General features: G+C 67.7%; 14 protein-coding genes. 10 read left to right on the top strand and 4 right to left on the bottom strand.

All coding sequences use genetic code 11. The features are described 5' to 3' along the window. Together AC1DNF_RS23410 and AC1DNF_RS23405 are read right to left on the bottom strand one after the other, a co-directional pair. On the bottom strand, positions 1-359 hold a 359-nt coding region (locus AC1DNF_RS23410; protein ID WP_478151029.1), incomplete at its 3' end, for a dihydrodipicolinate synthase family protein. Positions 360-394: 35 nt separating this feature from the next. Then, a complete protein-coding gene (locus AC1DNF_RS23405; protein WP_478151028.1) occupies positions 395-1,159 on the bottom strand; it encodes an SDR family NAD(P)-dependent oxidoreductase in 765 nt (254 codons plus the stop codon). Positions 1,160-1,291: 132 nt separating this feature from the next. Between AC1DNF_RS23405 and AC1DNF_RS23400 the strand changes: the two genes are divergently transcribed. The 3 genes from AC1DNF_RS23400 to AC1DNF_RS23390 all read left to right on the top strand — a co-directional run bounded on the left by AC1DNF_RS23400 (position 1,292) and on the right by AC1DNF_RS23390 (position 4,279). Beyond that, the gene (locus AC1DNF_RS23400; RefSeq protein WP_478151027.1) at positions 1,292-3,034 is read left to right on the top strand and encodes an IlvD/Edd family dehydratase; all 1,743 of its coding nucleotides are present in this window, start codon (positions 1,292-1,294) and stop codon (positions 3,032-3,034) included. Between the two features lie 143 nt (positions 3,035-3,177). Further along, positions 3,178-3,870 carry a FadR/GntR family transcriptional regulator gene (locus AC1DNF_RS23395; RefSeq protein WP_478151032.1) on the top strand — a complete coding sequence of 231 codons (693 nt, stop codon included), beginning with the start codon at positions 3,178-3,180 and terminating at the stop codon, positions 3,868-3,870. Positions 3,871-3,985: 115 nt separating this feature from the next. Beyond that, positions 3,986-4,279 carry a type II toxin-antitoxin system PemK/MazF family toxin gene (locus tag AC1DNF_RS23390; RefSeq protein ID WP_478151026.1) on the top strand — a complete coding sequence of 98 codons (294 nt, stop codon included), beginning with the start codon at positions 3,986-3,988 and terminating at the stop codon, positions 4,277-4,279. Between the two features lie 57 nt (positions 4,280-4,336). Here AC1DNF_RS23390 and AC1DNF_RS23385 read toward each other — a convergent pair whose 3' ends face one another. Beyond that, on the bottom strand, positions 4,337-4,945 hold the full coding sequence (locus AC1DNF_RS23385; protein ID WP_478151031.1) for a LysE/ArgO family amino acid transporter: 609 nt from the start codon (positions 4,943-4,945) through the stop codon (positions 4,337-4,339). Between the two features lie 137 nt (positions 4,946-5,082). Here AC1DNF_RS23385 and AC1DNF_RS23380 point away from each other — a divergent pair, with 137 nt between their 5' ends. Genes AC1DNF_RS23380 through AC1DNF_RS23365 form a run of 4 tightly spaced genes read left to right on the top strand, consistent with a single transcriptional unit; the run spans position 5,083 to position 7,971 of the window. Then, positions 5,083-5,688, top strand: a complete 606-nt coding sequence (locus tag AC1DNF_RS23380) for a DUF4337 domain-containing protein (protein ID WP_478151025.1) — start codon at positions 5,083-5,085, stop codon at positions 5,686-5,688. An 8-nt stretch (positions 5,689-5,696) separates the two neighbouring features. Further along, positions 5,697-6,449, top strand: a complete 753-nt coding sequence (locus AC1DNF_RS23375; RefSeq protein ID WP_478151024.1) for a GNAT family N-acetyltransferase — start codon at positions 5,697-5,699, stop codon at positions 6,447-6,449. Next, positions 6,446-6,718: a hypothetical protein gene (locus tag AC1DNF_RS23370; protein WP_478151023.1), complete on the top strand. Its 273-nt coding sequence runs from the start codon at positions 6,446-6,448 to the stop codon at positions 6,716-6,718. The genes AC1DNF_RS23375 and AC1DNF_RS23370 overlap by 4 nt, the downstream gene beginning before the upstream one ends. Continuing rightward, a complete protein-coding gene (locus tag AC1DNF_RS23365; protein WP_478151022.1) occupies positions 6,715-7,971 on the top strand; it encodes a serine hydrolase domain-containing protein in 1,257 nt (418 codons plus the stop codon). Before AC1DNF_RS23370 ends, AC1DNF_RS23365 begins: the two co-directional genes overlap by 4 nt. A 12-nt stretch (positions 7,972-7,983) precedes the next feature. Here AC1DNF_RS23365 and AC1DNF_RS23360 read toward each other — a convergent pair whose 3' ends face one another. After that, positions 7,984-8,901: a LysR substrate-binding domain-containing protein gene (locus tag AC1DNF_RS23360; RefSeq protein ID WP_478151021.1), complete on the bottom strand. Its 918-nt coding sequence runs from the start codon at positions 8,899-8,901 to the stop codon at positions 7,984-7,986. 161 nt (positions 8,902-9,062) lie between these two features. On the opposite strand from AC1DNF_RS23360, the gene AC1DNF_RS23355 reads away from it, so the two are divergent. From AC1DNF_RS23355 to AC1DNF_RS23345, 3 genes are read left to right on the top strand one after another with little or no spacing between them, the layout of a single operon-like run. Continuing rightward, entirely contained in the window at positions 9,063-11,027 is a 1,965-nt protein-coding gene (locus AC1DNF_RS23355) for an Atu1372/SO_1960 family protein (RefSeq protein WP_478151020.1), read from the top strand. 19 nt (positions 11,028-11,046) lie between these two features. Next, the gene (locus AC1DNF_RS23350; RefSeq protein WP_478151019.1) at positions 11,047-12,627 is read left to right on the top strand and encodes an ABC transporter substrate-binding protein; all 1,581 of its coding nucleotides are present in this window, start codon (positions 11,047-11,049) and stop codon (positions 12,625-12,627) included. Positions 12,628-12,645: 18 nt separating this feature from the next. Continuing rightward, on the top strand, positions 12,646-13,587 hold the full coding sequence (locus AC1DNF_RS23345; RefSeq protein ID WP_478151018.1) for an ABC transporter permease: 942 nt from the start codon (positions 12,646-12,648) through the stop codon (positions 13,585-13,587). Positions 13,588-13,648 lie beyond the last annotated feature (61 nt).

Raw genomic sequence — 13,648 nt, 5'->3', positions numbered from 1 at the left:
ACGCGGAAGGTCGCGCCGTGGTAGGGCGGCATGACCATCACCATCGCCGCGCCCATGTCCTGCGCGCGGCGGCTGCGCTCGGCGCAGACCCTGGAGCTGAAATGCGTGGTCGTCACGATCACCGGCACGCGGCCGGCCACGTGCTCGAGGACCGCGCGCGTGAGGATCTCGCGCTCGTCGTCCGACAGCAGGAATTGCTCGGAGAAGTTCGCGAGGATGCACAGGCCGTTGGAGCCGGCATCGATCATGAAGTCCACGCAACGCTTCTGGCTCGCGAGGTCGAGCTCGCCGCTTTCGGTGAAGGTGGTGGGAACGACGGGGAACAGGCCCTTGTAGCGCGCAGACGGGTGATGGCTCATGAATTGATCTTCGAGTGATGTGTGTGTGCGTGTGTCTAGACCCAGCCGCCATCGACGATGTAGTCCTGCGCCGTGCACATGGCGCTGTCGTCCGATGCGAGGAACAGCGCCATGCGCGCAATGTGCTCGGGCAGCAGCGGCTGGTTGATGCACTGGCCGCGCGCGATGTCCGCGCGCGCGTTGTCGTCCACCCACAGCCGCAGCTGCTTGGGCGTCATCACCCAGCCCGGGACCAGCGTGTTGACGCGGATGTTGAAAGGCCCCAGGTCTCTGGCGAGGCTGCGGGTCAGGCCCTGCACGGCGGCCTTGGCGGCGGTGTAGACCGGCATCCCGCCCTGCTTGAGCATCCAGCTGATGGAGCCGAAGTTGACGATCGAGCCGCCGCCCTCGGCCTTCATGTCGGGCAGCACCTTCTTCGCGGCGAAGAACTGATGGCGCAGGTTGACGGCGATGCCCTTGTCCCACGACAGCGGCGTCGTCTCCTCGATGCTGTGGCGCACATCGTTGGCCGCGTTGTTGAGCAGCACCGTGATCGGACCGAAATGCTCGCGCACCTGGTCCAGGGCGTCGTCGAGCTCGTGGATCTCCGTCAGGTCGGCGGCCGCGAAGAGCGGCGGATGCGCGGCGTCCGAAAGCTTCTGCGCGAGCGCTTCGCCCGCGTCGCGATCGATGTCGAGGAAGCCCACGCGCGCGCCCTGCGCGGCGAATTGCTCGACCAGGGTGGCGCCGATGCCGGTCGCGCCCCCGGTGATGAGCACGGTGCGGTCCACGAGGCTGGGATAGCTGGCGAAGTTGGTCATGGTCTTCATCTCTGGGATTTATTTAGTAATACTAAAAGTGCTTCATGTGCCCTGATTTAGGGGATTTCCCTAGGATTAATCAATATAAAGTCATACTTAAAATCCGCTCCTCCCAAACGCAAGAAGGTTCCGATGTCTCAGCCGAAAGTGAAGTTGCGCTCTGCCGAATGGTTCGGAACCGCGGACAAGAACGGCTTCATGTACCGCAGCTGGATGAAGAACCAGGGCATCCCGGATCACGAATTCCAGGGTAAGCCGATCATCGGCATTTGCAACACCTGGTCCGAGCTCACGCCCTGCAACGCGCACTTCCGCAAGATCGCCGAGCATGTGAAGCAGGGCGTCTTCGAGGCGGGCGGCTTCCCGGTCGAATTCCCCGTGTTCTCCAATGGCGAGTCGAACCTGCGCCCGACCGCGATGTTCACGCGCAACCTGGCGAGCATCGACGTGGAGGAAGCCATCCGCGGCAACCCGATCGACGGCGTGGTGCTGCTGGTGGGCTGCGACAAGACCACGCCCGCCCTGCTGATGGGCGCGGCGAGCTGCGACATCCCGGCCATCGCCGTGACGGGCGGCCCCATGCTCAACGGCAAGCATGAGGGGCGCGACATCGGCTCGGGCACCGCCGTGTGGCAGCTGTCCGAGCAGGTGAAGGCGGGCACCATCACGCTGCACCAGTTCATGTCGGCCGAGGCCGGCATGTCGCGCTCCGCGGGCACCTGCAACACCATGGGCACGGCCTCGACCATGGCCTGCATGGCCGAGTCGCTCGGCGTCACGCTGCCGCACAACGCGGCCATTCCGGCCGTCGATGCCAGGCGCTACGTGCTGGCCCACATGTCGGGCATGCGCATGGTCGAAATGGTGCGCGAGGACCTGCGGCTGTCGAAGCTGCTGACGCGCGAGGCCTTCGAGAACGCCATCCGCACCAACGCCGCGATCGGCGGCTCGACCAACGCCGTGATCCACCTGAAGGCCATCGCCGGGCGCATCGGCGTGAAGCTCGAACTCGACGACTGGACCGCCATCGGCCGCGGCACGCCGACCCTGGTCGACCTGATGCCCTCGGGCCGCTTCCTGATGGAGGACTTCTACTACGCGGGCGGCCTGCCGGCGGTGCATCGCCGCCTCGGCGACGCGGGCCTGCTGCCGCATCCGGATGCGCTGACGGCCAACGGCAAGACGCTGTGGGAGAACGTCAAGGACGCGCCGATCTACAATGAAGAGGTGATCCGCCCGCTCGACAGGCCCCTGGCCGCCGACGGCGCCATCCACGTGCTGCGCGGCAACCTCGCGCCGCGCGGCGCCGTGCTCAAGCCCTCGGCCGCGACCGCCGGCCTGCTGCGCCACCGGGGCAGGGCGGTGGTGTTCGAGAACCTCGAGGACTACAAGGCGCGCATTGCCGACCCGGCGCTCGACATCACGGCCGACTCGGTGATGGTGCTCAAGAACTGCGGGCCCAAGGGCTACCCCGGCATGGCCGAAGTCGGCAACATGGGCCTGCCGCCCAAGCTGCTGGCGCAGGGCGTGACGGACATGGTGCGCATCTCCGATGCGCGCATGAGCGGGACGGCCTACGGCACCGTGGTGCTGCATGTGTCGCCCGAGGCGCGTGCCGGCGGACCGCTGGCGGTCGTGCGGGAAGGCGACTGGATCGAGCTGGACGCCTTCGAAGGCCGCCTGCATCTGGACGTGCCGGAGGCCGAACTCGCCGCGCGCCTGGACGAGTGGCGCGCCGCGCAGCGGCCCGACCCGGCCGACAGCAGCGGCTACCGCATGCTGTACGTCGAGCACGTGCTGCAGGCCGACGAGGGCTGCGACTTCGACTTTCTCGTGGGCTCGCGCGGCTCGGTCGTGCCGCGGCACTCGCATTGAGTGCGCACGACGCTCGAGTTCATTCACGAGTGGCCCGGATCCCTGTGATAGCTTCCGACGAACTTCAGCACAAAGGGGGCTTCTTGGACCTGAAGGCCGCCACCGGCAATACCGACTACCGCAAACCGCGCGAGCGCAAGAGCATGCACGCGCGGATCGTTCACGATCTGGGCATGCGCATCGTCTCGGGCGCGCTCAAGCCCGGCGACAGGCTGCCGCCGGAGGCGGCCTTGCTGGCCAGCTACGAGGTCAGCCGGCCGGTGCTGCGCGAGGCCACGCGCGTGCTGGTGGCCAAGGGCCTGGTGGTGACGAAGCAGAAGGCGGGGGCGATCGTGCGGCCGCGCAACGAGTGGCACCTGCTCGACCCCGACGTGCTGTACTGGCTGATCCAGGCCAAGCCGGAGGCCGAGTTCGTCGACACCCTGCTCACCGTGCGGCGGGTCTTCGAGCCGGCGGCCGCCGCGCTCGCGGCCAAGATGGCCGACCAGACGCAGTTGCAGCGCATCGCCGATGCCTACGCCGGCATGGAAGCGGCCACGACGCCCGAGGAACTGCTGGAGCCCGACCTGGCCTTCCACCGACGCATCGCGGAGGCGACCGGCAACGACCTGCTGGCCTACATCGGCAACATGCTGAACCTGGCCCTTCGCGAATCGATCAAGCTCAGCAGCAAGCACCCCGACACCCATGCGCTTTCGCTGCCCCGGCACAAGGCCATCCTGACGGCCCTGCTCAACCGCGACCCGCTGGGCGCGAGGCAGGCCACCATGGTGCAGCTGGAGGGCACGCGGGATGACCTGTCGACCATTCTCGAGGCGGGGCCGGCGCAGGGTTGAGTGGGTCTTGGCACTCGACCGCGCGCTCGCTTGCACTCCGTGCGGGTGACCCGCGAAGAGCGCCTGCACCTGTGCGCGGAGCCATTTAAGTGGGCCTCGTTCAAGGAGATGCGTCGTGGGTGCGATAGCGATCAAAGCCGAGCAGACAGTGCAAGAGTGGGGCAACGGCTTGGCCGTGCGACTGGCCGCGCCGGTTGCGCGCGCGCCTTGGGTTCCTGAGCGACGAGACATCATCTGGATCGACTTCAATCCGCAGGTGGATCGAGAGATGAAGGACATGCATCCGATGCTGGTGCTGTCCCCGAGGGCATTCAATGATCGTACAAGCATCGTGATCGGTCTGCCCATGACAACAGCGACGTACAACGTCTCCAACCCGCGATCGGAAAGGCGATGCTCCATCAGATGAGCGCCGAAGGATCCGGTCCATTTCATTCAGTCCGCTTCGACGCGACAAGCTCGCGGCTCAGCCGGCGGACATCGACAACGACACGGCGATGCTCCACATCACCAGCGCGATGGCGGCGTCGAGCACGCGCCACGCCAAGACCCGTGTGAACAGCGGGCCGAGCAGCCGCGCCCCGTAGCCCAGGGCGAAGAACCAGACGACGCTGGCGCTGCACGCGCCGGCGCCGAACACCCAGCGCCCGCCGTCGGGCTGCCGCGCCGAGATGGCGCCGAGCAGCACCACGGTGTCGAGCCAGCAGTGCGGATTGAGATAGGTGAAGCCCAGGCAGGCGGCCAGCGCGGCCTTCAGGCTCAGCGGCGCCGTGGATTCCATGGCCAGCTGTTCACCCGCCCAGGCACGCCGCGCCGCCTGCGCGCCATAGACGACCAGGAAGGCCGCGCCGCCCCAGCGCGCCACGGCCAGCAGAAAGGGGCTCGCCTGCACCAGCGTGCCCAGGCCGGCCACCCCCAGCGCGATCAGCAGCACGTCGGACAGGCCGCACACCAGGACCACCGCAAGCACATGCTCGCGCTTGAGACCCTGGCGCAGCACGAAGGCGTTCTGCGCGCCGATGGCGACGATCAATGCGGCGGAGGTGAGGAAGCCTTCGAGGAAGATCAGGAACATGCGGATTGCGGTTTTGGCGGGCACGGCGCGAAGGCGCGACCCTTCGATGACTCTAGCCGGGCTCCGGGCGCTTCCTGCGGCCGTTCCAAGATTGAAATCGGGCCGAGCGCCATCGACGCCTGCGAGACAATCCGCCCATGGAAATCGACACGCAAGAATTGATCAAGCCCGTGGAACCGGGCGCGGGCGGCGACCGCAAGAGCATGTTCCTGAACACGCTGGTGGCGATCACGGTGGCCATCCTGGCCACCTTCATCGGCATCTGCAAGGTCAAGGACGACAACATCGTGCAGGCGATGCAGCAGGCCCAGGCGGACAAGCTCGATCACTGGAGCTTCTACCAGGCGCGCAACATCCGCCAGGACGTTGCCGAGGCCGCCGCCGTCCAGCTGCGCCTGGCGCGCGCCGGCCGTCCTCCCGCCGAGGCGGCCGCCTACGACGAAGCCATCGCCCGCTATGACGCCAGGGCGGCCAACGAGAAGAAGCTCAAGGACGAACTCAGGGTCCAGGCCGGGGAGGACCAGAAGCTCTACGACCAGTTGAACTACCGCGACGACCAGTTCGACCTGTCCGACGCGGCGCTGGCGATCGCCATCTCGATGCTGGCGGTCACGGCATTGACGCAGCTCATGTGGCTGTACTGGGTGGCGTGCGTGCCGATCTTCTTCGGCGTGCTGATGGGGCTGTCGGGCCTCATGGGCTGGGCCTTGCACCCGGACGCGCTGACGCGGCTGCTGTCCTAGCCATGGACATGAATCAGATCCGCGCCCTGGAAGAGCGCGCCTTCAACGCCTGGCCCGCGCGCCAGACCGTGCTGCGCGGCGGGTGGATCTTCCGCCTGTCCGGCGGCTTCACCAAGCGTGCCAATTCGGTCAATGCGGTGGAGCCCGGCGCCTCCTTCGAGGGCGTGCGCGCGGCGGCGGAGGCGCTGTACGCGCGGCACGGCCTGCCGGCCGTCTTTCGCCTGTCGCCCCTGGCGCCCCCGGAGGCAGACCGGGAACTGGAGGCCGCGGGCTATGCGCTGTTCGACCCCACGCAGGTCACGCGTGCCTCCCTGGCGGGCGCGGCGGGCAGCCCGTCGGTGGACATCGCGTCCGCGCCCTTGACGGCCTGGCTCGACGGCTTTGCCGCCGCCAATGGGGTCGACCCCCGGCGGCGTGAAGTGCACGATGGCATGGTGCGTTCCATCGCGATGCGCGCGGCCTTCGCCACGCTGCGCGAGCGCGGTGAAGCGATCGGCTTCGGCCTGGCGGTGCTGGAGCGCGGGGCCGTGGGCTTCTACGACATCGTCGTCGACCCCTCCAGGCGCCGGCACGGGCATGGGCGCACGCTGATGCGCGCGCTGCTGCAGTGGGGCGGCGAGGAGGGCGCGGCGTCTGCCTACCTGCAGGTGCGCGAGCAGAACGAGGCCGCGCGGCGCCTGTACGCCGGCCTGGGGTTCGAGGATTTCTATCGCTACCACTACCGCGTACCGACGCCAACCATGACCCTGGAGGCCGCATGAAGAATCCAGACCCGATCGAAATGCCGGCCGGGCAGGCCTACTGGTTCCCGGCGAAGCGCTACGGCTGGGGATGGGGCGTGCCCTCCTGCTGGCAAGGCTGGGCCGTGCTGGTCCTGTACTTCGCGCTGCTGGGGCTGGCGGCGCTGGCATGGCGGCCCGACCGCGACCCCGTGCGTTTCGTGGCGGCCACCGCGATCCTGAGCCTCGTCCTCGTCGCTGTCTGCCTGCGCAAGGGTGAACCGCCGAGATGGCGCTGGGGCGACGAATGAGTTTCGCGGGCGGCCGCCTTCGGGCCTGCCTGCCCCTGGCGCTGCTCCTGACCGCGCTGGCAAGCGCGGCCGCGCCCGATGAAGACAGCCTGGGCAAGGCCCATGGCTACCCGGCGGCCCGCAACCTGGCCCAGGCCGTCCAGGAGCCTTTCATCGTGGGTTCGTACAGTGCGATGGACAGCCTGGGCCCCTCCTGCGCCCTGGCGCCGGCGGCCCTTCCGCTCCCGCTGCGAAAAGCCCCGACGGAACCCGAGCTCCGATACCGCTACCAGGGCCAGACGCTGACGCTCGACGACTACATGCAGCATCAGCGCGCCACGGCAGTGCTGGTGCTCAAGGACGGCGAGATCGTGGCCGAGCGCTACAACTACGAGCGCACGCCCGCCATGCGCATGCTCTCCAATTCCATGTCCAAGACCGTGGTCGCGCTGGCCCTGGGCAAGGCGAAGGAAGAGGGGCTGATCCATTCCTTCGAGGACACCGCCGCCACCTACGCACCCGAGCTGGCAGGCACCCTTTATGGCGAAACCCGCATCGTCAACCTGCTGCGCATGGCCTCGGGCGCCCGCTATGTCGAGGACTACACCGCGAACGACGACCGCGCCCGCTTCAATGCCGCGATGCGCCGCCTCGGCGTGGCCCGTGCCGTCGGCAGCATCACCGAGCGGGCCGACGCGCAGGGCCAGCGCTTCAACTACGGCGGCGCGCAGACCGAAGTGCTGGGCCTGGTCCTGCGCGGCGCCACGGGCCGCACCCTGTGCGACTACGTGGATGAAAAGATCTGGCAGCCGCTGGGCGCCGAGGCCAAGGCCACCTGGCTGCTGAATCCGCTGGACCGGGTGGAGCTGGCGCAGGGTGCCTTCAACGCCACCGTGCGCGACTACGCCCGCCTCGGCTGGATGATGGCCAACGACGGCGAGGCGCAGGGGCATCCCGTGGTTCCCAGGGACTACCTGCTCGACATGACGGACCCCGCGCGCCAGCCCGAGGCCTTCCGTCCCGGCCGCATGCAGAACAAGGGCAGCACCTACTACGGCTATGGCTTCCAGACCTGGCTGCTGCCCGGCAGCCATCGCCGCTTCGCGCTGCTGGGCATCCATGGGCAGGCCATCTTCGTGGACCCCGAACTGAAGCTTGTGCTGGTGCACATGGCCGTCGGCAAGGACGCCTCGGGCGATGCCAGCGGCAACCACCTGGGCGCCGAGCGCGACGCGTTGCTGCGCGGCATCGTGGCCCGCTACGGGCGCTGGTGAGGCGCGCGGGGTTCAGCGGCCGTTGAAGACCGAGAACTTCTGCTGGATCTCCATCAACAATCTGCTCGCGGCGACCGGTAGCGGTCGTCCCTGGCGAACGATCAGCCTCACCTTCGCCTTCCTGCAAAGGGGGTGGGAGAGCGGCAGCGCGACGAGGTGCCCCGCTTCGATCTCGGGCGCGGCAGCCAGCCCCGCGCCGATGAAGGTCACGCCGTTCGTGGACCGCACGAACCGCTTGAGGCCGACCACCGAGTTGCTGCGCAGCGTCGGATGCAGCTTCACGTGCTCGGCGTACTCCAGCAGCTCCACCAGCTGCCCGACGCCGTAGCCCGGCGGCATCAGGCCCAGCGGGAACTCCATGATCTGCTGCAACTGAAGAGGGCCGGCGACGCGCGTCAGCGGATGGTCCGCGCGCACCAGCAGCTTGGCGGGCGCCGCGGCGCTGGCGACGAAATGCAGTCGCGGATCGGGCTGCGGGTTGTACGCCAGGCCGATATGGGCGCTGTCGTCCGCGATCTCCTCGACCAGCGCGTTCACCGGCAGGGCATCGAGCATCACGGAGAGCTTCGGATGCGCCTCGCAGAAGGGCGCGACGATCTGTTCCAGCAGGCCGTCGACGAAGCCTTCGCTCGCCACGATCCTGACGCTTCCCGCCTCCATCGATTCGATGGCGCGCAGGCGTTCCGTCAATTGTTCCTGGTGGGCCTGGCAGCCTCGCCAGTATTCGAGGAGGTGGAAGGCGGCATCGGTCGGCGCCACGCCTCGCGCCTGTCTCTCGAACAGCACCAGCCCCAGTTCCTCCTCCAGCAAGGCCACCTGCCGGGTGATGACGGAGGGCGCCGTATTGAGCGCGTCCGCGGCCCCGCGGATCGAGCCGTGCACCAGCACCTCGTGAAAGTAACGCAGCCGCTTCTGGTTGATTTCCCGCATGGTCTTCGCTTGGGAGAGTGTTGCTCAACAGGCAACGAAGTAGTCAAAAAATTGCTATTGCTCGAACTCATGCTACATCAAACAATCGCCCCGAACAGCAGCCGTGACTGCCTCCAGGCGCGCGGCGATGCCCGAGAAACCCGTTTGCAAGAAGGCCTCCCTTGAACATCCTCGTCGCCGGTTTCCAGCATGAGACCAACACCTTCGCTCCCACCATGGCCAGCTATGGCAGCTTCGTCAACGGCGAAGACTTTCCCGGCCTCGCGCGCGGTGAAGACATCTTCGACCTGCTGAACGTCAACCTGCCCATCAGCGGCTTCATCCAGCGCGTGCGCGAGAACGGCCATACCGTCACGCCCGTCATCTGGGCCGGCGCGGGCGCCTCGGCCCACGTCACGACCGATGCCTACGAGCGCATCGCCGGCGAAATCGTGGAAGCCGTGAAGACGGCATCGTTCGATGCCATCTACCTCGACCTCCACGGCGCCATGGTCGCGCAGCACCTGGACGACGGCGAAGGCGAACTGCTGGCACGCATCCGCGCGGTGGTGGGCAGCAGGATGAAGATCGTCATCTCCCTCGACTCGCATGCCAACGTCACGGGGCAGATGCTCTCGCTGGCCGACGGCGCGGTGGCTTACCGCAGCTACCCGCACATCGACATGGCCGATACGGGCCGCAGGGCCGGCCAGCTCCTGCTGGACCTGATGGGCACCGACCAGCCGGCGCATCGGGTGGTGCGGCGGCTGCCCTTCCTGATTCCGGTGAACAGCATGTCCACCATGATGCAGCCCGCGCGCGGCATCTACGACCTGCTCGAGGCGCTGGAGCCCAGGGGCGTGCTCTCGCTGTCCTTCACGCCGGGATTCCCCGCGGCCGATTTCGCGGAGTGCGGACCGGTCGTGTGGGGCCATGGCTTCGACAAGGCGCGGCTCGAAGAGGCGGTCGACGCGCTGTTCTCGCGCGTGTCCCAGCCGGAAGACCAATGGGCGGTTCAGTTCGACGAGCCCGAGGCGGCGGTGCGGCGGGCAATGCAGGTCGCGCGCACGGCGCGCCGCCCGGTGATCATCGCGGACACCCAGGACAACCCCGGCGTGGGCGGCGACTCCAACACCACCGGCATGCTCAGGACGCTGCTGAAGATGGGCGCCACGGACGCGGCCATCGGCCTCATCTGCGACCCGGCCGCCGCCGCCGCGGCGCACGAGGCGGGTGTCGGCGCGCGCATCGAGATCGGTCTGGGCGGATGCCCGCAGGTCGAGGGCGACGAGCCGCTCCAGGCCACCTGCCTGGTCGAAGCGCTCTCCGACGGCAAGTTCGTCTACGGCGGTCCGATGATGAACGGCAAGGAGGCCGACATGGGGCCGATGGCCTGCCTGCGCATCGACGGCGTGCGCATCGCGGTGAGCTCGGCCAAGGCGCAGCTGCTGGACCGCAACATGTACCGCACGGTCGGCATCCAGCCCGAGGAGATGAAGATCCTCGTCAACAAGAGCTCGGTGCACTTCCGTGCCGACTTCGCCGCCATCGCCGAGGAGATCCTGGTGGCGCGCTCGCCGGGACCCTTCATCGCCGATCCGGCGCAGCTGCCCTGGAAGAAGCTCCGGAAGGGCCTGCGCACCAAGCCCAACGGCCCGGCCTTCGCGCCCGAGGCCGGGGACGTCTACGACAAGCTCGAGGCGCTCGGCATCGAGCTGCCCAAGGCCGCGGCGCCGGCGGCGTCGTACGCGCCCTTCGCGCGCGCCGGAAACATGATCCATCTGTCCGGTCACCTGGCCCGCGCCGACGGCCAGGTCTGGACCGGCCGGCTCGGCGAAGGCATGCAGACGCTGCAGGGCATCGCGGCCGCGCGGGCCGTGGCCATCGATCTGCTCGCCACCTTGCAGGCCGCCACGGGCGATCTCAACGCGGTCGTGCGCATCGTCAAGCTGACGAGCCTGGTCTCGTCGAGCGCCGACTTCACGGAACAGCACCTCGTCACCAACGGTGCCAGTGATCTCTTCGCCGAAGTGTTCGGGGCCAGGGGGCTCCATGCACGAAGCGCATTCGGCGTTGCGCAGCTTCCCCTTGGCGCCTGTCTCGAAATCGAGCTGATCGCCCAGGTGGACGACGCACGCTCCATCTAGCCCTCCAAGGAGTCCCTCCATGATGATCAAGAAGTCCCTCGCGAGCCTGCTGCTCGGCGCGTTGATGGTTTGCGCGGCGGCGCCGGCACCGGCCGAGGAGGCCAAGGTGCTGCGCGTGGTCCCGCAGTCCGACCTGAAGATCCTCGATCCGATCTGGACCACCGCCTTCGTCACCCGCAACCACGGCTATGCGATCTACGACACGCTGTTCGGCGTGGACGCGCAGGGCAAGGTCCAGCCGCAGATGGTGGGCGACTACGGCAGCAGCGCCGACGCGAGGGTCTGGACCTTCACGCTGCGCGAGGGACTGGCCTTCCACGACGGCAAGCCCGTGACCTCGGCCGACGTGATCCAGTCGATCAAGCGCTGGGGCCAGCGCGACACGCTGGGCCAGCGGATGATGGCCGCGCTCGCGAGCTTCGAGGCGAAGAACGACAAGACCTTCGTCATGACCTTCAAGGAGCCGTTCTCGCTGGTGCTGGAGGCGCTCTCCAAGCCGGCATCGGTACCGCCCTTCATCATGCCCAAGAGCGTGGCCGAGACGCCGCCCGACCAGCAGATATCGAGCACCATCGGCTCGGGCCCCTTCATCTTCAAGGCCGACGAGTACCGCCCCGGCGAGCGCATCGTCTACGTCAAGAACACCAAGTACGTGCCGCGCAAGGAGCCCGCCTCCGGCACCGCCGGCGGCAAGGTGGTGAAGGTCGACCGCATGGAATGGGTGGTGCTCAACGATGCGCAGACGCAGGCCAATGCCATCGCCAACGGCGAGGTCGACCTGATCGAGTGGCTTCCGGCCGAACAGTATGTTTCGCTCAAGAACAACCCGAAGATCGAGTTCGCGAACCTGGTGCCCAAGGGTTCCTTCGACCTGCACCTCAACCGCCTGGTGCCGCCGTTCAACAACGTGAAGATCGCCCAGGCGGCGCTCATGGCGGTGAACCAGGAGGCGCTGATGCGCGCCCAGATGGTCGACCATGACCTCTACAACACCAACCCCTCGATCTATCCCACGGGCACCCCCTACTGGTCGGACAAGACCTCCTACTTCACCGGCAAGCCGCAGATCGAGAAGGCCCGGGCCCTGCTCAAGGAAGCGGGCTACAGGAACGAGCCGGTGGTGCTGCTGTTCCCGGCGAACTTCGCCGTGCTCAACAAGTTTCCGCCCGTGATGGCAGCCCTGCTCAAGCAGGTCGGCTTCAACGTCGACCTGCAGTCCATGGACTGGCCGACGCTGGTCTCGCGGCGCGCCATGAAGAACCCGTCCACCCAGGGCGGCTGGAATGCCTTCATGACCGGCTGGAACCTGCCCGACAACATCAACCCGCTGTTCTATGCGCCCATCACCGGCAATGGCGAGAAGGGCTGGTTCGGCTGGACCACCGACGAGCAGCTCGAAGGGCTCAAGAACGAGTTCCTGGCCGCGACGACGGACGCGCAGCGCAAGACGCTGGCCACCCGCATCCAGGAGCGGGTGTATGACGCCGCGGTGCTCGCGCCGCTGGGCGAGTACAAGCAGGTGACGGCGGTGCGCAAGGGCGTCATCAGCGGTGTCGTGACCTCGCCGGTCGGTGTGTTCTGGGGCATCACCAAGAGCTGAGCCGGGACAGGACACGCCATGTTCTTCTTCCTCCTGCGGCGCCTTGCCGCCACCTTGCCCGTGCTCGTCGTGGTCGCGCTGATCGTGTTTCTCATGACGCGGCTCGCGCCCGGCGATCCGGCCGCGGCCATCGTCGGCGACAACGCCAGCGCCGAGAACCTGCTGCAGGTGCGCAGCAACCTGGGCCTCACGGAATCGCTGCCGGTGCAGTTCGGCCGCTGGAGCTGGAAGCTGGTGCACGGCGACCTCGGCGAATCCTTCTTCACCAAGAAGCCGGTCACCGAGCTCATCGGCCAGCGCATCGAGCCGACCATCGCGCTGGCCTGCCTCACCCTGGTGCTGACGGTGCTGATCGCGGTGCCGCTGGGCGTGCTCGCCGCCTGGCGGCACGGCGGCTGGCTCGACCGCATGCTGATGGGCTTCTCGGCGCTCGGCTTCTCGATCCCGGCCTTCGTCATCGGCTACCTGCTGATCTGGTTCTTCGCCTTGCGACTGCAATGGCTGCCGGTGCAGGGCTACGCGCGCATCGGGGAGGGGATCGGCCCGTGGCTGCGCAGCTTGGTGCTGCCGGCCACCACGCTCTCGATCGTCTATGTGGCCCTCATCGCGCGCGTCACGCGGGCGGCGGTCGCCGAAGCCATGACCGAGGACTACATCCGCACGGCGCGCGCCAAGGGCATTTCGGAAGTGCGCCTGCTGGTGCGCCATGCGCTGGCCAACGCGGCGATACCGATCGTCACGGTGATCGGCATCGGCATCGCGCTGCTGATCGGCGGCGTGGTCGTGACCGAGTCGGTGTTCGCGATCCCGGGGCTGGGCTCGCTCACGGTGGACGCCGTGCTGTCGCGCGACTTCCCGCTGATCCAGGGCATCACGCTCTTCTTCTCGGTGATCTACGTGGGCGTCAATCTCCTCGTCGACATCAGCTACCTGGTGTTCGATCCACGCATCCGGTATTAGGAAGAAACACCCCCGAAGCGCCTGCGGCGCCTCCCCCTCATGGGGGCGATACCGGCGGCCC

This window comes from Variovorax sp. 01T432, assembly GCF_056398605.1.
The sequence above is the reverse complement of the archived record's forward strand: the minus strand, read 5'-3'. Positions and strand labels throughout refer to the sequence as shown.

Coding starts and splice junctions, on each gene's coding strand:
- AC1DNF_RS23405 (WP_478151028.1), bottom strand. CDS start 1,159: ATGACCAACTTCGCCAGCTATCCCAGCCTCGTGGACCGCACCGTGCTC.
- AC1DNF_RS23400 (WP_478151027.1), top strand. CDS start 1,292: ATGTCTCAGCCGAAAGTGAAGTTGCGCTCTGCCGAATGGTTCGGAACC.
- AC1DNF_RS23395 (WP_478151032.1), top strand. CDS start 3,178: ATGCACGCGCGGATCGTTCACGATCTGGGCATGCGCATCGTCTCGGGC.
- AC1DNF_RS23385 (WP_478151031.1), bottom strand. CDS start 4,945: ATGTTCCTGATCTTCCTCGAAGGCTTCCTCACCTCCGCCGCATTGATC.
- AC1DNF_RS23380 (WP_478151025.1), top strand. CDS start 5,083: ATGGAAATCGACACGCAAGAATTGATCAAGCCCGTGGAACCGGGCGCG.
- AC1DNF_RS23375 (WP_478151024.1), top strand. CDS start 5,697: ATGAATCAGATCCGCGCCCTGGAAGAGCGCGCCTTCAACGCCTGGCCC.
- AC1DNF_RS23370 (WP_478151023.1), top strand. CDS start 6,446: ATGAAGAATCCAGACCCGATCGAAATGCCGGCCGGGCAGGCCTACTGG.
- AC1DNF_RS23365 (WP_478151022.1), top strand. CDS start 6,715: ATGAGTTTCGCGGGCGGCCGCCTTCGGGCCTGCCTGCCCCTGGCGCTG.
- AC1DNF_RS23360 (WP_478151021.1), bottom strand. CDS start 8,901: ATGCGGGAAATCAACCAGAAGCGGCTGCGTTACTTTCACGAGGTGCTG.
- AC1DNF_RS23350 (WP_478151019.1), top strand. CDS start 11,047: ATGATGATCAAGAAGTCCCTCGCGAGCCTGCTGCTCGGCGCGTTGATG.
- AC1DNF_RS23345 (WP_478151018.1), top strand. CDS start 12,646: ATGTTCTTCTTCCTCCTGCGGCGCCTTGCCGCCACCTTGCCCGTGCTC.